The sequence below is a fragment of the Pseudonocardia sp. genome, from assembly GCF_029263155.1.
Taxonomy (GTDB): domain Bacteria; phylum Actinomycetota; class Actinomycetes; order Mycobacteriales; family Pseudonocardiaceae; genus Pseudonocardia.
Window position 1 is genome coordinate 99,611 of sequence record NZ_JAJCYB010000120.1, and the last position, 18,979, is coordinate 118,589.

General features: G+C 74.4%; 15 protein-coding genes. 11 read left to right on the forward strand and 4 right to left on the reverse strand.

The genetic code is table 11. The features are described 5' to 3' along the window. The first annotated feature begins 392 nt into the window (after window positions 1-392). Window positions 393-662, forward strand: a complete 270-nt coding sequence (locus Q1K26_RS25475; protein WP_300018205.1) for a DUF2277 domain-containing protein — start codon at window positions 393-395, stop codon at window positions 660-662. A 55-nt stretch (window positions 663-717) separates the two neighbouring features. Here the strand turns inward: Q1K26_RS25475 and Q1K26_RS25480 are convergent, their stop codons facing one another. Beyond that, a complete protein-coding gene (locus Q1K26_RS25480) occupies window positions 718-1,599 on the reverse strand; it encodes a DUF4394 domain-containing protein (RefSeq protein WP_300018208.1) in 882 nt (293 codons plus the stop codon). A gap of 105 nt (window positions 1,600-1,704) precedes the next feature. Further along, entirely contained in the window at window positions 1,705-2,931 is a 1,227-nt protein-coding gene (locus Q1K26_RS25485; RefSeq protein ID WP_300018211.1) for a PQQ-dependent sugar dehydrogenase, read from the reverse strand. Between the two features lie 63 nt (window positions 2,932-2,994). Here Q1K26_RS25485 and Q1K26_RS25490 point away from each other — a divergent pair, with 63 nt between their 5' ends. The 7 genes from Q1K26_RS25490 (at window position 2,995) to Q1K26_RS25520 (ending at window position 14,552) form a co-directional block, all read left to right on the forward strand. Next, window positions 2,995-6,285: a S41 family peptidase gene (locus tag Q1K26_RS25490; protein WP_300018214.1), complete on the forward strand. Its 3,291-nt coding sequence runs from the start codon at window positions 2,995-2,997 to the stop codon at window positions 6,283-6,285. Window positions 6,286-6,462: 177 nt separating this feature from the next. Continuing rightward, window positions 6,463-7,368, forward strand: coding sequence for an ABC transporter ATP-binding protein (locus tag Q1K26_RS25495; protein ID WP_300018216.1), 906 nt, complete (start codon window positions 6,463-6,465; stop codon window positions 7,366-7,368). Beyond that, window positions 7,365-8,093 carry a hypothetical protein gene (locus tag Q1K26_RS25500; RefSeq protein WP_300018219.1) on the forward strand — a complete coding sequence of 243 codons (729 nt, stop codon included), beginning with the start codon at window positions 7,365-7,367 and terminating at the stop codon, window positions 8,091-8,093. The genes Q1K26_RS25495 and Q1K26_RS25500 overlap by 4 nt, the downstream gene beginning before the upstream one ends. Window positions 8,094-8,221: 128 nt before the next feature. Further along, window positions 8,222-11,797 (forward strand): transcription-repair coupling factor, encoded by a 3,576-nt coding sequence (mfd, locus tag Q1K26_RS25505; protein ID WP_300018223.1) that lies wholly within the window; start codon window positions 8,222-8,224, stop codon window positions 11,795-11,797. A 117-nt stretch (window positions 11,798-11,914) separates the two neighbouring features. Beyond that, window positions 11,915-12,841, forward strand: coding sequence for a hypothetical protein (locus tag Q1K26_RS25510; RefSeq protein WP_300018226.1), 927 nt, complete (start codon window positions 11,915-11,917; stop codon window positions 12,839-12,841). After that, the gene (locus Q1K26_RS25515; protein ID WP_300018228.1) at window positions 12,838-13,770 is read left to right on the forward strand and encodes a MazG family protein; all 933 of its coding nucleotides are present in this window, start codon (window positions 12,838-12,840) and stop codon (window positions 13,768-13,770) included. Before Q1K26_RS25510 ends, Q1K26_RS25515 begins: the two co-directional genes overlap by 4 nt. A gap of 53 nt (window positions 13,771-13,823) precedes the next feature. Next, entirely contained in the window at window positions 13,824-14,552 is a 729-nt protein-coding gene (locus Q1K26_RS25520) for a lytic murein transglycosylase (protein WP_300018231.1), read from the forward strand. Window positions 14,553-14,813: 261 nt separating this feature from the next. Here Q1K26_RS25520 and efeO read toward each other — a convergent pair whose 3' ends face one another. Next, a complete protein-coding gene (gene efeO, locus Q1K26_RS25525; protein WP_300018234.1) occupies window positions 14,814-15,845 on the reverse strand; it encodes an iron uptake system protein EfeO in 1,032 nt (343 codons plus the stop codon). A gap of 112 nt (window positions 15,846-15,957) precedes the next feature. Continuing rightward, complete coding sequence (locus tag Q1K26_RS25530) at window positions 15,958-16,335, reverse strand: tetratricopeptide repeat protein (RefSeq protein WP_300018237.1); 378 nt, start codon at window positions 16,333-16,335, stop codon at window positions 15,958-15,960. 114 nt (window positions 16,336-16,449) lie between these two features. On the opposite strand from Q1K26_RS25530, the gene eno reads away from it, so the two are divergent. The 3 genes from eno to Q1K26_RS25545 all read left to right on the forward strand — a co-directional run bounded on the left by eno (window position 16,450) and on the right by Q1K26_RS25545 (window position 18,886). After that, window positions 16,450-17,754, forward strand: a complete 1,305-nt coding sequence (gene eno, locus Q1K26_RS25535) for a phosphopyruvate hydratase (protein WP_300018240.1) — start codon at window positions 16,450-16,452, stop codon at window positions 17,752-17,754. 137 nt (window positions 17,755-17,891) lie between these two features. Next, window positions 17,892-18,401 (forward strand): septum formation initiator family protein, encoded by a 510-nt coding sequence (locus tag Q1K26_RS25540; protein ID WP_300018243.1) that lies wholly within the window; start codon window positions 17,892-17,894, stop codon window positions 18,399-18,401. Beyond that, window positions 18,401-18,886 carry a DUF501 domain-containing protein gene (locus Q1K26_RS25545; protein WP_300018453.1) on the forward strand — a complete coding sequence of 162 codons (486 nt, stop codon included), beginning with the start codon at window positions 18,401-18,403 and terminating at the stop codon, window positions 18,884-18,886. The genes Q1K26_RS25540 and Q1K26_RS25545 overlap by 1 nt, the downstream gene beginning before the upstream one ends. Window positions 18,887-18,979: the final 93 nt, after the last annotated feature.

An 18,979-nucleotide genomic window follows, 5' to 3' on the forward strand; every position in this document is an offset into this window, starting at 1 on the left:
CCTCCGGCCACGCGAGCGGCACCCCGCGCACCGTGGCCGCGGACCGCCCGGTGATCACGGCCCCGGCCGGGAGGGCGAGCGTGGCACCCCGGCACCGCACCGGGTGGGTGACCTTCGTGCCCGCCCTCACGTAGACGTCGCGGAAGAGTCGGCTGGCGAGCGGGCCCCGCAGCTGCCCGCGGGTGACCATGCCCGCAGCGACGGCGGAGGACCCGCAGAACACGTCGTCGAACCGGTGGTTGCGCACGGGACGAGCCTCCCGCACGACGACCGCAGGCCGCAGAAGTTGTCCACACCCCATCCACAGCCGCACTGCGGAGCCGTACTGCTGTTCTGCGGCGCCGGGAACTGCAGTGTGGCTCCGAAGTGCGGGGTGCGGGCAGAGTGATGGCATGTGTCGCAACATCCGGACCCTGCACAACTTCGAGCCGCCCGCCACCGCCGACGAGGTGCACGGGGCGGCCCTGCAGTACGTGCGCAAGATCAGCGGCGCGGCCCGTCCGTCCGCGGCGAACGAGGCCGCCTTCGCCGCGGCGGTCGTCGCCGTCGAACGCGCCACCCGGGAGCTGCTCGACTCGCTGGTCACTTCAGCCCCGCCCAAGGACCGCGAGGTGGAGGCGGCGAAGGCGCGGGAACGGGCCGCCGTCCGGTACGGGCGCTGAACGCACGAACGCCCCCGCCGGAGCGCTCCGGCGGGGGAGTTCGGGATGCGGGTGCCTACTGGTCGAGCGCGACGGCGAGGTCGGTGACGTCGGCGCCGAACGCGCCGAGGTCGGTGGCCCCACCGGTCAGCACGTCGACGGCCCAGAGGCGCTTCTCACCGGCGACGTCCACCGCGGCGAACGCGGCGTTGCCGTCGGCCACGCCGTCGGTCAGCGTGGTGTAGATGTCGAAACCGGCGTCCGGGCCGATGTCGGCGGGCAGGTTGCCGGTCCCCGCGAGCGTGCCGGAGTTGGCCGGGGACTGCAGCGCCACGCGGTCGAGCGCGGCGTCGAGGTCGAACAGCGTGGTGGCCGTCACGGCCTCGAGGTCGTTGTTGGTGTACGCCGCGCCGGAGACACCCTCGGCGATCACCGTTCCGGTGGCGGGGGCGGTGGCCGGGTTGGTCAGGTCGCCGTCCTCCAGCGTGGCCGCGAGCGGCATGGTGGCGAAGGGCTGGCGCAGGTTCTGGCCGGCGTCGGAGATGACGCGCAGCGCGTTGGCGGCCGGGTTGAAGTCGACGCCGAAGTTCTCGCCGTCGAGTGCGACCGTGAGCTGGCCGATGTGGTCGGTGCTCGCGTCCTCGTCGTCGATCATGTAGAGCCCACCGGCGTCGCCGACGCCGTAGAGCTCGCCGTCCTGGACCCGGTAGTCGATGCCGACGAGGTACTTGTCCTTGGCCAGCTCGACCGTGCCGATCTCGTAGGCCGAGGCGGGGTCCGCGGTGCTGAAGCCGACGATCGTGGTGCCGTCGACGAGACCGACGGCCTGCAGGCCCTTGCCCTTGTCGTCGTAGCTGTCCTGGCGGTCCCCGGCCAGGGCGGCCGGGGCGAAGACGGCCGCGCCCACCGCGGTCACGGCACCGGCGGCGATCAGTGCGCGACGGAAGGTCGTCGTCATCTGAACCTCTCTCGTTGGTCGTGGAGACCTACCACCGGTCCCCCCCGAACGGCCCAACGAGTCACCCTCCGTACCGTGACGAAGCGGACACTTAATTCACAATGCTCATACCGGATCGATCCGCAGGATCCGGTCGTCGCTCCCGTTCGAGGTGGAGACGAGCAGCGCACCGTCCGGGGCGAGGCGGACCGCGCGCAGCCGCCCGTAGGTGCCGTCGAGTTCGTCGGGGATACCCACCTCGGTCACCGTGCCGTCCGGGCCGGGGGTCATGAACAGCAGCTTCTCGCCGCGCAGCGCCCCGACGACCAGCGTGCCGTCGAGATCACCCCACTGCGGACCGGACAGGAACGCGGCCCCGGACAGGGCCTCCACCGGGCTCCCCGAGCTCCACGCGGCCGGCACCGCGTCGGGGAAGCGTTCCAGATCGGTCATCGGCACCGACTCGTCGTAGCCGCCGACCGTGCCGCCCTGCGACGGGTCCCAGCCGTAGTTGCCGCCGGGGCGCAGCACGTTGACCTCGTCGTCGGTGCTGGGGCCGTGCTCGGCGGTCCAGGCGTCACCGGTCTCGGGCTGCACGGCCACGCCCTGCACGTTGCGGTGCCCGTAGGTGTAGATCAGCCGCTGCGCCGGGTCGGCCGCGTCGGCGAACGGGTTGCCCGCAGCGGGCCCGCCGGTCTCCAGGTCGACGCGCAGCACCTTCCCGCCCAGGGAGGTGAGGTCCTGCGGGACGTCGCCGCGTGCGGTGTCGCCGGTGCCGACGAGCAGGGCACCGTCGGCGGCCAGGGTGGGGCGGCAACCGGAGTGCCGACCCGAGGGGTTGAGCGGGAGACCGCCGACCAGCGGGTCGGCCAGCCGCGCGGCCGAGCCCCCGTCGGCCGCGAGCTCCCACGTGACCAGCCGGACGTCGTCGGCCTGCCCGCCCTCGGTGTGGGTCTGGCAGGTGGTGAAGCGGCGGGTCTGCGCGAAGTCCGGATGGACGACCATGCCGAGCAGGCCGCCCTCGCCCTCGGCGAGGAGGTCGTCGAAGTCGGCGGCGACGTCCGTGGTGGTGGCACCCTCCTCGGCCTCGGAGAGCAGGGTCAGCCTGCCCTCGCGTTCGGTGATCAGCACCTGGCCGTCGGGCAGCACGCCGATGTCCCAGGGGTTGGCGAACCCGGACGCGACCTCGGTGACGGCCAGGTCCGGCGTCCCGGTGCGCGTGGGATCGGCGCCGCCCTCGGGCCCGCCGGCCGGGGAGTTGCCCGCACCGCCCCCCGCGACCGACCCGGGCTCCGCGCAACCGACCAGGACCAACGCGGCGGCCACGGCCACCGCTGCACTCGCTCGACGCATGGGCGCCATCGTGCCGTCCGGGAGGTGGGGGTGCTGTAGGGCCCCTCCCGATACGGTCCATGCATGCCGCTCCGCAGCTATCTCCGGTTCCCGCACCTGCGGGGCGACACGCTGGTCTTCGCCGCCGAGGACGACATCTGGATCGCTCCGGTGACCGGTGGGCGCGCTCACCGGCTCACCGCCGACGCGGCGCCGGTCGCCCGGCCCCGGCTCTGCGCGGACGGCACGCGCGTGGCCTGGGCCTCGCGGCGCGACGGACCGGCCGAGATCCACGTCGCCGACGTCGAGGGCGGCCGGTCACGGCGCCTGACGTGGTGGGGCGACGACCGCACCCGCCCGGCGGGCTGGGACGGCGACGACGTCGTCGCGATCTCCGCGGACGGGCCGTACGCGGCGCGACGGACCTGGGCGCATGCGGTACCGGCAAACGGCGGGGTGCCGCGGCTGCTTCCGGTGGGGCCGGTCTCCGACATCGCCCGCGACGGGACCCGCACGCTGCTGTGTTCCACGATCTCCCGGGAGCCGGCCTGGTGGAAGCGCTACCGCGGCGGCACCGCCGGGAAGCTGTGGTGGGACGCGGGAGGGACCGGCGAGTTCGTCCGGATCGGGGCGGAGCAGGCGGGCAACATCGAGTCGCCGATGCTCGTGGGCGGGCGGATCGCGTTCCTGTCCGACCACGAGGGCTGGGGCAACCTCTACTCGCTCGACACCGACGGCGCCGACCTGCGCCGCCACACCGACCACGGCGGTCCCGACGCTCCCGCCTTCTACGCCCGCCACGCCACCACCGACGGCACCCGCGTCGTCTACGAGTCGGCCGGCCGGCTGTTCCTCGTCGACGACCTCGACGGCGCCGCACCCCGCCCGATCGACGTCGCGCTGGGCGGGCCGCACACGGCGCGCGCGCCGTTCCGGGTGTCCGGGAAGGTCTCCACCGCCGTCCCGGACCGCACCGGGCGCACCAGCATCGCGCTGCTGCGCGGCACCGTGCACCGGCTCACCCACCGCGACGGCCCCGCGCGCACGCTGCTCGCCGAGCCGGGCGTGCGGGCACGGCTGGCCCGGCCGCTGGGCGAGGACCGCGCGGTGTGGGTCGACGACGTGCTCGGCGAGGACGCGGTGTGCGTCGCCGCGCTGGACGCCCACATCGGCGCCGAGCCGCGCCGCAGCGGGGCGGGCGAGCTGGGGCGGGTGCTGGAGCTGGAGCCGGCCCCGGACGGGGCGGCCGTCGCGCTCACCACCCACGACGGGCGGCTGCTGCTGCTCGACGCGGCGAGCGGGGAGCGGCGCGAGCTGCTGCGCAGCCCGACCGGTGCGGAGTTCTCCGGGCTCGACTGGTCCCCGGACGGTGCGTGGCTGGCCTGCGTCGAGCCGGCCGGGTCCGGCCTGAGCCGGATCCTGCTGGTGCGCGCGGCCGACGGCGAGGTCGTGCCGGTCACGCCGGGCCGGTTCCACGACCGCTCGCCCGCCTTCACCGCCGACGGACGCTACCTGGCGTTCCTGTCGATGCGCAGCTTCGACCCGGTGTACGACCAGCACTCCTTCGACCTCGCGTTCCCGGCGTCCTGGCGGCCGTTCCTGGTGCCGCTGGCCGCGCGCACCCCGTCGCCGTTCGGGGCGAGCCCGGACGGCCGTCCGGTGTCCGCGGGCGAGGAGGGCCCGGCCGACCCGCCCGCCCCGCAGCCCGGCGACCCGTCCTCGCCGGACGCCGCCGCGGTGCCGGAGGAGGCGTCCGAGCCCGACGTCGCACCGGTCGTCGTCGACGCGGACGGGCTCGGCGAGCGGGTCGTCCCGGTACCCGCGGTCGAGGCGCTGTACGCGGGGATGGCGGCGGGCAAGGACTGCCTGCTGTGGCTGCGCTCGCCGCTCACCGGGGTGCTGGGCGACGGCCGGGCCGGTACCCGCGACAAGCCCGGCAAGACGGTGCTGGAGCGGTTCGACCTGGTGCGCCGCAAGCTCGATGTCATCGCCGACTCGGTGGACGGCTACGCCGTGAGCGGCGACGGCACCCGCCTGCTGGTACGCGACGGCACGGCGCTGCGCGTGCTGCGCACCGACCGCTCCGGCTCGTCGGTGCCGGAGAACGGGGACGGCGCCGACGAGTACGAGGTGGACCTGGCCCGGCTCGGCATCACCGTGGACCCGGCCGCGGAGTGGCGGCAGATGTTCGACGAGGCGGCGCGGCTGATGCGCGACCACTTCTGGATCGAGGACATGGGCGGTGTCGACTGGGCGGCCGAGCGCGAGCGCTACCGCCCACTGGTGGACGCCGTCGGCAGCTACGACGACCTGGTCGACCTGCTGTGGGAGTTCCAGGGCGAGCTGGGCTCCTCGCACGCCTACGTGCGGGCACGCTGGACCGGCGGCGAGGACGGGTGCCCGGCGTTCCTGGGCGCGGACCTGGCCCCCGTCGACGGGGCGTGGGCGGTGACCCGGGTGCTGCCTGCGGATACCTCGGCCCCGGCCGCGCGCAGCCCGCTCGCGGCGCCCGGCGTGGACGTCCGCGCCGGCGACGTGCTGCTGGCGGTGGGCGGCCGCCCGGTCGACCCGCTGCTCGGGCCGGCCCCGCTGCTCGTCGGCACGGCGGACACGCTGGTGGAGCTGACCGTGCGCCGGGAGGACGAGGTGCGCCGCGTCGTCGTCCGCCCGCTCGAGCACGAGGACGAGCTGCGCTACCAGGACTGGGTCGCCGGGCGCCGCGCGTTCGTGGCGGAGCGATCCGGCGGGCGGCTGGGGTACCTGCACGTGCCCGACATGATGGCCCCGGGATGGGCGCAGCTGCACCGCGACCTGAGCCGGGAGACCGCCCGCGACGGCCTGGTGTTCGACCTGCGCTCCAACGGCGGTGGGCACACCTCCCAGCTGGTCATGGAGAAGCTGGCCCGGCGTGTCACCGCGTGGGTGCACGGGCGGCACCGCGAGCCGCGCACCTACCCCGCCGACGCCCCGCGCGGGCCGGTCGTGGCCGTCACCGACGAGCTGGCCGGCTCCGACGGCGACATCGGCACCGCGACGATCAAGCGCCGCGGCATCGGCCCGGTCGTGGGTGTCCGCACCTGGGGCGGGGTGATCGGCATCGACTCGCGCTACCGGCTCGTCGACGGCACCGGCGTCACCCAGCCCCGCTACGCGTACTGGTTCGACGACGAGGGCTGGGAGGTGGAGAACCGGGGCGTGGAGCCCGACGTCGAGGTGGTGGTGACACCACAGGACTGGGCGGCCGGGCGGGACCCGCAGCTCGAACGCGCCGTCGACCTGGCCCTGGAGGCTCTGGAGCGCACCCCGCCGGTCCGCCCCCCGGACACCGGCACCCGCCCCTCCCGCCGCCGCCCGGCCCTCCCGCCCCGCCCCTGACCCGCCGACCACCGGCGAGCGGCACTCTCGTCCCATGGGTTCGTACGAGAGTCCCCACCCGTCCGGTGTGCGGCGGGGGTTTCCCCGGGTTCCGGTCAGGGGTCGTCCCGGGGGTGGTCCCCGATCCGGTGCGTCCGCCGGTGCGGTGTGCTCGGGGCACACCGAAGGGGGACACACATGATCGAGGCCAGAGGGCTCACCAAACGCTACGGACCGGCCACCGCCGTCGACGACCTGACCTTCACCGTCCGCCCGGGCGCCGTGACCGGGTTCCTCGGCCCGAACGGCGCCGGGAAGTCGACGACGATGCGCATGGCGCTGGGGCTGGACCGGCCGACGGCGGGCGAGGTGCTCGTCGACGGCACGCGGTACGGCGAGCTGCGCCATCCGCTGCGCACCGTCGGCGCGCTGCTCGACGCCCGGTGGGTGCACCCGAACCGCTCCGCGCGCTCGCACCTGCGCTGGATCGCGGCGTCGAACGCGATTCCCGAACGCCGGGTGGACGAAGTCCTCGACGCCGTCGGGCTGACCGCGGTGGCGCGCAAGCGGGCGGGCACGTTCTCGCTGGGCATGTCCCAGCGGCTGGGGATCGCGGGCGCGCTGCTCGGGGACCCCGAGATCCTGCTGTTCGACGAGCCGGTGAACGGCCTCGATCCCGAAGGCATCCTGTGGATCCGCCGGTTCATGCAGCAGCTCGCCGCGCAGGGGCGGACCGTGTTCGTGTCGAGCCACCTGCTCTCGGAGATGGCGCTGACGGCCACCGAGCTGGTGGTGATCGGACGGGGGCGGCTGATCACCCATGGTCCGACGACCGAGTTCGTGGACGGGGCGGCCGGCGCGGTGGTGACCGTGCGGTCCCCGCAGGCGACGGAGCTGGCCGGCCTGCTGCGCAGCGCGGGCCTGGCCGTCGCGCAGGCCGACGGCGCACTGCGCGTGACGGGCGCTCCGCGCGAGCGCGTCGGGGAGATCGCCGCGGCCCACGGGATGGTGCTGCACGAGCTCGCCACTCTGCAGGGCTCGCTGGAGGAGGCGTTCATGGAGCTGACGGGACAGAGCGTGGAGTACGCGGCGGTGACGTCATGACCGCCCTCGCCGCCGAACGGATCAAGCTGTTCTCGACGCGCTCGCCGTGGTGGTGCAGCGCGCTGGCGATCGTGCTGGTCGTCGGCATGGCGGCGCTGGCGCTGGCGACCAGCCCGGTCGACGCCGGCCCGGTGCCGCCCGGCCTCACGGCGTTCCTCCTGCAGCTGGGCATGGTGATCGTGATGGTGATGGCCGCGGTGTCGGTGACCACCGAGTACCGGTTCTCGACCATCCGCACCACGTTCCAGGCGGTGCCGAACCGCGCGGTCGCGCTGTCCGCGAAGACCGCGGTGGTGACGGCGACGGCCGCCGTGGTCGGGCTGCTCGCGGGCTTCGGCGCGTGGGCTGCGGTCTGGGTACTGCGTCCCGCGCAGGCCGTGGCGCTCACCGACGACGCGACATGGCGCGTCGTGGCCGGTTCGGGCCTGGTGTACGCCGCCGCCGCGGTGCTGGCCGTCGCCGTCGGGATCCTGGTGCGCCAGACCGCGGGCGCGGTGTCGGTGCTGCTGGTCTGGGCGCTGCTCGCGGAGAACCTGGTCGGGATCATCCCGGGCGTCGGTGACGACATCGTGGGCTGGCTGCCGTTCGTCAACGCCACGCACTTCCTGGGCGGGGACCCGGCCGGGGGCCCGTTCGCCCCGTGGGGCTCGCTCGCCTACGTCGCGGCACTGGCCGCCGGGCTGCTGGGGGTGGCACTGCTGGTGGCCGATCGCCGCGACGCCTGACCGGCCGCGACCGCGGCGGCCGATCCGGCCGGGCGTAGGCTGGGAGCAGACCCCGACCGGGCATCTGTCCCGGGCAGGGGTCTGTTGCGCGTGCGCCCACCCTGCTCGTGAAGAGGTAGTCCAGAACCGTGGCCCAGCTCGCCGGTCTGCTCCGCTCCGCCCTCGCCGATCCCGACCTGCGCGCCCTGGTCGACGCCGCCCGCGACGCCCGCGCCGACACCGTTCCCGCGCTGCGCATCGAGGGCCCCGCCGCGCTGCGCCCGTTCCTCGCGGCCGGTTTCGCCGAGAACCGCACCGTGCTCGCGGTGACCGCCACCGACCGCGAGGCCGAGGACCTGGGCGCGGCCGCCGTCGACCTGCTCGGTGGGGGGGTGGGTGAGGAGGCGGCCGTCGTCGTCCTCCCCTCCTGGGAGACGCTGCCGCACGAGCGGCTCTCGCCGCGCCCGGACACCGTCGGTCGCCGGTTGTCGATCTTCCGCAGGCTGGCCGACCCGGCCACCGCGCCGCGGATCGTCGTCACCGCCGCCCGCAGCCTGATCCAGCCGATCGCGCCCGGCCTGGGCCGGCTGGAGCCCGTGCGGCTGCGCGTCGGCGACACCACCGACTTCGACGTCCTGCTGGAGCGCCTCGTCGAGCTGGCGTACACGCGCGTCGAGATGGTGACGGCGCGCGGTGAGTTCGCGGTGCGCGGCGGCATCGTCGACGTCTTCCCGCCCACCGCGGAGCAGCCGCTGCGCGTGGAGTTCTGGGGCGACGAGGTCAGCGAGCTGCGCTCGTTCGCGGTGGCCGACCAGCGGTCCGTGGCACCCGTCGAGGAGCTGCTCGCCCCCGGTTGCCGGGAGCTGCTGCTGACCGCTCCGGTCCGGGAACGCGCCGCCGCGCTCGCGAAGGCCCACGAGAACGCCCCGTTGAGCTCCTCCGGGCCGCTGCGCGAGCTGCTCGACCACCTCGCGCAGGGCATCCCGTCCGAGGGGATGGAGTCGCTGATCCCCGTGCTGACCGGGGGCGAGCTGGAGCTGCTCACCGACCTCCTGCCGGCGGGGGCGACGGTGCTGGTGGCCGATCCCGAGCGGGTGCGTACCCGCAGCGCCGACCTCGTCCGGACCGGGCAGGAGTTCCTGGAGGCCTCCTGGTTCGCCGCCGGCTCCGGCGGGGACGCACCGATCGACGTGGGCGCCTCGGCCTACCGCGACCTGAACGACGTGCTCGCCCACGCCGCGGTCACCGGGCGCCCGGTCCTGACGCTGAGCCCGCTGCTCTCGGGCCGCGACGACGCGCTCGCGCCGGGGTCGCACGAGGTGGAGTCCTACCGCGGGGACACCGAGCGGGCGCTGGTCGACCTGCGCGCCCACGTCACCGCGGGCGGTGCGGCCGTACTCGTCGTCGGTGGGCACGGCACCGCGCAGCGCTCGCTGGAGCAGCTGCGCGAGGCCGACGTCCCGGCCACGCTGCTCGACACCGTCGAGGAGGAGATCGAGAAGGGTCTGGTCACGGTCACCTGCGGTCGACTCACGCAGGGTTTCCGGGCCGGGCAGCTCGTCGTGCTCTCCGAGGCCGACCTCACCGGCAACCGGGCCGGGCTCGCCCAGACCGCGAAGCTGCCGAGCAAGCGGCGCAACACCGTGGACCTCGTGACGCTCAAGCCCGGCGACCACGTCGTGCACTCCCAGCACGGCATCGGCAGGTTCGTGGAGATGAAGGAACGCACGGTCTCCGGGGCGACGCGCGAGTACCTGATCATCGAGTACGCGAGCTCCAAACGGGGCCAGCCCGCCGACCGGCTGTTCGTCCCCACCGACGCCCTCGACGAGATCAGCCGCTACGTCGGCGGCGAGGTCCCCACGCTCAACAAGCTCGGGGGCGGCGACTGGGCCAAGACCAAGGGCCGCGCCCGCAAGGCCGTCCGCCAGATCGCGGCGCAGCTGGTGCAGCTCTACGCCGCACGCCAGTCCGCGCCCGGGCACGCGTTCGCCGCCGACACCCCGTGGCAGCGCGAGATGGAGGACGCCTTCCCCTACACCGAGACGCCCGACCAGCTCGCCGCGATCGACGAGGTCAAGGCGGACATGGAGCGCCCGGTCCCGATGGACCGCGTGATCTCCGGTGACGTCGGGTTCGGCAAGACCGAGATCGCGGTGCGCGCGGCGTTCAAGGCGGTGCAGGACGGCAAGCAGGTGGCCGTGCTCGTCCCGACGACGCTGCTCGCCAGCCAGCACCTGGACACCTTCACCGAGCGGATGCGCGCGTTCCCGGTGACGGTGCGCGGGCTGTCACGGTTCACCGACAACTCCGAGGCCAGGGAGACCGTCGTCGGGCTCGCCGACGGCACCGTCGACGTCGTGGTCGGCACGCACCGGTTGCTGCAGACCGGCGTGCGCTGGCGCGACCTCGGCCTGGTGATCGTCGACGAGGAGCAGCGCTTCGGCGTGGAGCACAAGGAGCACATCACCGCGCTGCGCACCCACGTCGACGTGCTCACCCTCTCCGCGACGCCGATCCCGCGCACGCTGGAGATGAGCCTGGCCGGCATCCGCGAGATGTCGACGATCACCACGCCGCCCGAGGACCGCCACCCCACCCTCACCTACGTCGGCGGCTACGACGACAAGCAGGTGGCGGCCGCGATCCGGCGCGAGCTGCTGCGCGACGGCCAGGTGTTCTACGTGCACAACCGGGTGTCCACGATCGACCGGGCGGCGAAGAAGATCCGCGACCTGGTGCCCGAGGCACGCATCGCCGTGGCGCACGGGCAGATGAACGAGGACCTGCTCGAACGCACGGTCGCCGGGTTCTGGTCCGGCGAGTTCGACGTGCTGGTGTGCACCACGATCGTCGAGAACGGCCTCGACATCTCCAACGCCAACACGCTGATCGTGGAGCGCTCCGACACACTGGGCCTGTCCCAGCTGCACCAGCTGCGGGGGCGCGTCGGGCGGGGGCGGGAGCGCGGCTACGCCTACTTCCTGTTCCCCCCCGAGCACCCGCTCACCGAGACCGCCCACGACCGCCTCGCCACCATCGCCCAGCACTCCGAGCTCGGTGCCGGCGCGGCCGTCGCGATGAAGGACCTGGAGATCCGCGGCGCGGGCAACATCCTGGGCGCCGAGCAGAGCGGGCACATCGCGGGCGTCGGGTTCGACCTCTACATCCGGCTCGTCGGCGAGGCCGTGGCCGCGTTCCGCCAGCAGGCCGGGGCCGGTTCCGGGGACGAGGAGGAGACGCTCACCGAGGTGCGCGTCGACCTGCCGATCGACGCGCACGTGCCGCACGACTACGTCACCGGCGAGCGGCTGCGCCTCGAGGTCTACCGCAAGATCGCCGAGGCCGGCGACGCCGCCGCCCTCGACGCCATCGTCGACGAGCTCACCGACCGCTACGGCGAGCCACCGCAGCCGGTGCGCAACCTGCTCGCCGTCGCCGCGTTCCGCCAGACCTGCCGCGAGCTGGGGGTCGCCGAGGTGGCGGTGGCGGGCAACGGCATCCGCGTCGGCCCGGTCGAGCTGCCCGACTCGGCGCAGATGCGGCTGGCACGGCTGTACCCGAAGTCACAGCACAAGGCGGCCGCGCGGGTCGTCATCGTGCCCAAGCCGGTGGAGGGCGGGCGGATCGGCGGCACCCCGCTACGCGACGTCGCACTGCTGGAGTGGTGCACCCGACTGCTGCACGACCTGGTGACGCCCGCGCCTGCACCCGCAGCGAGGTAGCGGCCGTTGCCGGAAGGCCACCTTCACGCAACGGGCTTGCGTGAAGGTGGCCTTGCTGCAGGTCGGCAGCCGCCCCGTGCCGGTGGGCCCTCGGGGGGCCCGTGAGAGGGTGGCGCCGTGCGGAAGCAGGTGGGACGGGTCGTCGCGGCCGTGACGGTCGTCGGCGCGATCGTCAGCGGGTGTGGCAGTGGTCCGAGCCAGGTCGGTTCGGCGGTGATCATCGGATCCGACACGATCCCGCTGGCACTGGTGCAGGACCGGATCACCGAGGCGCTGAGCCCGGAGCGCGCGGCCGCCGTGCAGGGCCGCGACCAGGGCCGCGGTGGTGGCTACGGCGCGCCACAGGTGGCGCGCGAGATCGTCACCAGCGAGATCCTGTCCACCCTGCTGGACCGGCGCACGGCCGAGGAGGGCATCGTCGTCGACGACGCGATGGTCGACCAGGCCGTCGCGTCCATCGGCTCCCCCGAGGAGTTCGACCAGGTCTCGCTCTACCGCCCCGAGGTGGCCCGCGAGCGGCTCCGCGACGACATCGCGGCCGCCCTGCTCGGCGCACGCTACGTCGACCGGCTCGGGGTCACGTTCGAGTTCACCGGATTCGGCACCGAGCAGGAGGCCCTGGCCGCCGCGCAGGTCGTGGTCGCGGGCGGGCCGGGGGCGGAGGCGGTGTTCGCCGACGCGCCGCCGGAGGGGCAGGCGCAGCAGGTGCGGGCCGCGACCAACCCGGCGCTGGCCAGCTCCTTCGCGTTCGGGTCACCGGCCGGCTCGACGGTCGTCCTGCGACCGGCCCAGGACGGGGCCCCGTGGGTGCTCATCCACGTGATCGAGCGCAGCGAGAACCTCCCCCCGGCCGGCGAGTCCGCGGTGGGCCAGCTCGGTCAGCAGGACCTGCAGCTGATCGGCTACCGGCTGCTCCAGCCGGCCGCCACCGAGCTGGGCGTCGAGGTCAACCCCCGCTACGGCGTGTGGGACCCGATCCAGCTCGCCGTGGTCGACGCCGAGGAGACGGCCGGCTCGCTCGTGCTGCCCCCCGCTCCCGAGTGACGCCGCCGAACCGCACCGTCGTCGCCCTGCCGGCGCACGGGCCCGCGGTGGTGCCGGTCGCCGCGCTGCCCGCGGTGCGCGCCGCGGTCCGCGTCCACGCCGACGACTCGGTGCCCGACGCCGTCGTCGCCGAGCTCGGGGCCACCCGGCTGACCGACGGCCGGTACGCCGACGACCCGGACGGGCCCGAGGTGCTGTTCACCACCGATCCCGGACACCGCGGCGAACCGCCGGAGCGGGTGATCGGCACCCCCGGCGCCGCCCTGCTCGACTCCGTCGCCGTGATGGACCGCCTGCGCTCGCCCGGTGGCTGCCCGTGGGACGCCGAGCAGACCCACGAGTCGCTGCTGCCCTACCTCGTGGAGGAGTGCTACGAGCTCTACCAGGCGATCGAGGACGGCGACCGGGCCGCGATCCGCGAGGAGCTCGGCGACGTGCTGCTGCAGGTGCTGTTCCACGCCCGGGTCGCGCAGCCCGGGTTCACCGTCGACGACGTGGCCGCCGACCTGGTCGCGAAGCTGGTCGGGCGGCACCCCCACGTGTTCGCGGGCTCGGAGACCGTCGACACCGCCGAGCGCCAGGAGCACCGCTGGGAGGAGCTCAAGCGCGCGGAGAAGCAGCGGGAGTCCAGCGTCGACGGCGTCGCGACGGCGCAGCCGGCGGTGGCGCTGGCCGCGAAGCTGACCAGCCGGACCGCCCGGGCCGGCCTGCCCGACGAGTTGCTGCCGACCGGGTCCGGGGTGGGCGAGGCGCTGTTCGCCCTCGCCGCCCGCGCGAAGCTCGCCGGGGTCGACCCGGAGGCGCAGCTGCGCACCGCGGCGCTGCGGTTCGCCGCCGACGTCCGGGCCGCGGAGTCCGCCGCCCGTGACGCGGGGCTGGACCCCCACGCCCTCGACGGGCCGGCGTGGTTGCGCTTCTGGCCGCGCTGACCCCTCGCCGGGACGCGAGCATCGCGTGATCCCCGGCGGCTAGTCTGGGCGGGGTGCTCCGCGCCCTGCTCGCCGCCGTCGTCGGCATCGGCCTCGTGATCGCCGTGCTGCTCACGGTGCCGTGGGCCCCGCCCGCCCGCGAGGACGCGCTCGTCCCCGCCGACGTGGAGCGGGACACCCCGGTGGCGCAGGGCGCCCCGCTGGCTCCCGGACTCGACCTCACCGGCTGGGCGCGGGACACCGCGGACCTCGTGGACGTCCCCGCCCGCGCGCTCGCCGCCTACGGGGCCGCCGAGGTCGCCCAGCGCGGCCTCACCCCGGCGTGCCGCCTGTCGTGGACCACGCTCGCCGGCATCGGCCGCGTCGAGTCCGACCACGGCACGCTCGGCCGCTCCGACCTCGACGCCGACGGCCTGCCGCGACCACGCATCGTCGGCGTCCCCCTCGACGGGTCCGAGGGCGTCCGGGAGATCCGCGACACCGACGGCGGCCGGCTCGACGGCGACACCGTGTACGACCGCGCCGTCGGCCCGATGCAGTTCCTGCCCACCACCTGGGAGCGCTTCGGCGCCGACGGCAACGGGGACGGCGTGCGCGACCCACACCAGATCGACGACGCGGCGCGCGCCGCCGCCGCCTACCTCTGCGCGGGTGACCGGGACACCGCCGACGGCGCCGGCTGGTGGGAGGGCGTGCTGGCCTACAACCGCTCCGGCGCCTACGCCCGCCTGGTCTGGGCCGCGGCCGACCGCTACGCCACCGCCGCCGCGACCGCACCCTGACCCCGACACGACCGCACCGGGCCCCCGACCCGCGCGCGAGTCGGGCCCTGCGTGCGCGCGAGTCGGGCCCTGCGTGCGCGCGAGTCGGGCCCTGCGTGCGCGCGAGTCGGGCCCTGCGTGCGCGCGAGTCGGGGCCTGCGTGCGCGCGAGTCGGGGCCTGCGTACGTCAGGCCTCCAACAGGTGTTGGCCCCAGTACCCGCTCTCGCCCAGCCCCGCCGGGCGGGCGAACACCGCCGAGCCGGTGTGCTCGATGTACTCCATCAGGACGTCGTGGTCTCCAGCAGGTCGGTGACGGCGGCGAACCGCTCGTCCAGCAGCGGCCCCAGCTCCGGGTCACGCTCGTCGAGCACCGGACGCAGGGCCGCGACGGCGCCCTGCGAGCCCTCGACGTTGGCCCGGAAGTCCCACAGGTCGGTGTGCGAGTAGCGGTCCTCCTCACCGGTGATCTTGCCGGTGGCCACCTCGTCGAGCAGCTCCTTCGCCCCGTTCGCCAGCCCGACGGGCGTGAGCTCGACGGTGGGCACGCGGTCGGCGAGCTCCTGCAGGTCGGCCATCAGCTGGTCCCCGATCGCGGCCGAGTCGGGCTGGATGCCGTCGACCCACAGGTCCTTCTCCAGGCGGTGGTAGCCGGTGAACGCCACGCCCGGGTCGCGCTCGTCGTCCTCGCGGCCGTCGATGCGGGGGTCGAGGTCGCCGAAGGACTCCGCGACGGGCCCGATCCGCTCCCAGTAGGTGCGCGAGATCGGGAACAGTGCCCTGGCGCCCTCCACGTCGCCCGCCTCGACCGCGTCGACGAACTCCTGCCTCGACGGGAGCAGCGCCTCCACCTGGGAGTCCACGTACCGGGCGTAGCCCGCGGTGGCTTCGGCGAGGCGGGTGTCGGTGTCGACCGAGCGCTGCGCGGAGCCGGTCACCGTGAACGGGGAACGGATGCCGTCGCCGACCATGCCAGTCCCTCGCGGCCGACGGCCAGCGCCGCCATGATGACGACGACGGCGTCCGAGCCCACCGTCAGCGCGCCCTCCATGCGCCCGCGTAGCTCTGCGGAGATCGACCGGGCGGGCCCCGCGCATCCAGAAGATCATCCAGGTGACGAAGCCCACAGCGACGATCGACAGCACGCCGCCGAACGTCTCCTGCGCCTCGAAGGTCAGCGCCTGCTGCGTGAGCGTCAGGACGAACGTCACCCCCACGCTGATCGCCACGGCGATCCCGACCCCGAGCCAGACCTTCGGCAGTGCCTCCCGCCGGTCGGTACGCACCAGGAACGCGACGAGGCAGGGGGAGGCCAACTTGCTGAACGGGCAGACGGAAGGCCAAGTTTCCGCAGGTCAGCGGCGACTTCTCGGGTAAGTCCGGTTGGTCGGCGATGGGTCGCCGGAGGCGATTCCGGCGCGAATGTGGCTAGTCGTCCTCCAACGCCATCCGGGCCCGCACCTCGCCCAGCGCCTCCTGGTACTCGGGTCGCGGGTCCATCGCGGCGGCCATCTTCAGCTGCGCGTGGGCATCGGTCAGCCGACCCTGCCGCTGCAGCGCCTTGCCGAGCGCGAAGCGCGCGTAGTGGTCGGCCGGATCGAGGTCGAGCACCCGCACGAAGGCCTCCTCGGCGCGCTGGAGCTGCGCGGAGTTGAGGTAGGCGCGGCCGGCGAGGAGCTGCACGGAGACGTCGTTCGGCCGGCTGTCGAGGACGGGGGCCAGTGCCTGCAGCGCGTCGAGCGGGCGGCTGCGGGCCACCAGCATCTCCGCGCGACGGAACGAGGCGAACAGATCGACGGCCGTCATGGTCGCTCCAAGGTTAGGGCCCGATGACCCGCCCGTCGACACCTGCGCGGGTTCACCCGCCCGCGCGGCTACCCTGGCGGCGGAACCGGATCACGCCCACGAACAGGAGTCCTGGTGGCGGTCATCGAGCAGGTCGGCGCGCGCGAGATCCTCGATTCGCGGGGCAACCCCACCGTCGAGGTGGAGGTCGCCCTCGACGACGGGACGCTGGCCCGTGCGGCCGTGCCGTCCGGCGCGTCCACGGGTGAACACGAGGCCGTGGAGCTGCGTGACGGCGACCCGCTGCGCTTCGGCGGCAAGGGCGTCGAGAAGGCCGTGAAGGCGGTGCTCGACGTCATCGGTCCGGAGCTGCGCGACATGGACGCCGTCGACCAGCGCCTCGTCGACCAGGTGCTCGTGGACCTGGACGGCACGCCGGACAAGTCCAAGCTGGGCGCCAACGCGATCCTCGGCGTGTCGCTGGCCGTGGCGAAGGCCGCGGCCGAGTCGTCGGGGCTGGAGCTGTTCCGCTACGTCGGCGGTGCGGGCGCGCACGTCATGCCGGTCCCGATGATGAACATCATCAACGGCGGCGCCCACGCCGACAGCTCCGTGGACGTGCAGGAGTTCATGATCGCGCCGGTGGGTGCGGAGTCGTTCCGCGAGGCGCTGCGCTGGGGCGCCGAGGTGTACCAGTCGCTGAAGTCCGTGCTCAAGAGCAAGGGCCTGGCCACCGGGCTGGGCGACGAGGGCGGCTTCGCCCCCGACCTGCCCGGCACCCGTGCGGCGCTGGACCTGATCGCCACCGCTGTCGAGAAGACCGGTTACACGCTGGGCCGCGACATCGTGCTCGCGCTCGACGTCGCCGCCACCGAGTTCCACTCCGACGGCGTCTACTCCTACGAGGGCCGCACGCTCTCGTCGGCGCAGCTGTCGGAGGTCTACGCCGAGCTGGTGGGGGCCTACCCGCTGGTCTCCATCGAGGATCCGCTGTCCGAGGACGACTGGGACGGCTGGGTCGCGCTCACCGACGCGCTCGGGAGCAAGGTGCAGATCGTCGGCGACGACCTGTTCGTCACCAACCCGGAGCGCCTGGAGGACGGCATCGCCCGGGGCGCGGCCAACGCGTTGCTGGTCAAGGTCAACCAGATCGGCACGCTCTCCGAGACGCTCGACGCCGTCGCGATGGCGCACATGTCGGGCTACCGCTGCATGATGAGCCACCGGTCGGGTGAGACCGAGGACACCACGATCGCCGATCTCGCCGTCGCCACGAGCTGCGGCCAGATCAAGACCGGTGCCCCGGCCCGCTCGGAGCGCGTCGCCAAGTACAACCAGCTGCTGCGCATCGAGGAGTTGCTGGGCGACGCCGCCCGCTACGCCGGCGACCTGGCCTTCCCCCGCTACACGGCCCCGTCCGCGGGCCCGAGCGCCGGCTGACATGCCGCCCACCCCCGCGAGTCGGGCTCTGCGTGCGCGCGAGTCGGGGTGTGCGCGCGCGCGAGTCGGGCTCTGCGCGCGCGCGAGTCGGGGTGTGGACGCGCAGGAGCCGGCTGATCCGGACGGTCGGCTGAGTCGTGGCGGAGGAGCGCATGCGCGGCAAGCGGGCCCGCCGGACCGCGCGGCCGACCGGCACCGGCGCGTCCCGGCGTCGGGTCCGCGAGCCGCAGCTGGAGCGCACCCGTTCGCGGGCCGGCAGCGTCGTCGCGGCCACCACGGGCATGCTCGGTGTGTCGTCGACGCGCCGGGCCGCGGTGCTCGCGATCGTCGTCTGCGCCCTCGCGCTCACCGTGGTCGTGCCGCTGCGCAACTACGTGGCCCAGCAGCAGGAGCTCGCGGCCGTCTCGGAGCAGCAGGAAGCGCTCGCCGCCGAGGTCGACGAGCTCAGGCGCGAGCGCACCCGCCTCGCCGATCCGGCGGTGATCGCGGCGGAGGCCCGGTCCCGGCTGGGCTACGTCGCACCCGGGGAGACCCCGTACGTCGTGCAACTGCCCGAGCCACCCGACGCGGAGACCGTCGAGGACCCGTTCCTCACCGAACCCTGGTACCGCCGCCTGTGGCGCGACGTCTCGGAAGGCCCACCGTGATCTCCGATTCCGACGCCGCCGCGGTCACGGCGCAGCTGGGCCGCAGCCCCCGCGCCGTCCGCGACGTGGCCCACCGCTGCCCGTGCACCCTACCCTCGGTCGTGCAGACCGCCCCCCGCCTCGACGACGGTACGCCGTTCCCCACCCTGTACTACCTCACGTGCTCGCGGCTGAACTCGCGCATCGGAAGCCTGGAGGCCGAGGGCCGGATGCGGGAGATGACCGATCGCCTCGCCGACGATCCGGAGCTCGCGGGCGCGTACCGGCGCGCCCACGAGGCCTACCTCGCCGAGCGCGACGCGATCGAGTCGCTCGGCACGGGCGTCAGCGCAGGCGGCATGCCCGACCGCGTGAAGTGCCTGCACGTCCACGTCGCCCACGCGCTCGCGGCCGGCCCCGGCGTCAACCCGTTCGGCGACGAGGCCCTGGCCGAGCTGGGTGAGTGGTGGGCCCCCGGCCCCTGCGCGGGACCCGCCACCCCCTGACCGCAGGTGGCCCGAGCGGACACGTGGACCGGCCGGGTCAAACGCTGACGCCGTCAGATCGGTCTCGCAGACCCCGACTCGCGCACACGCAGA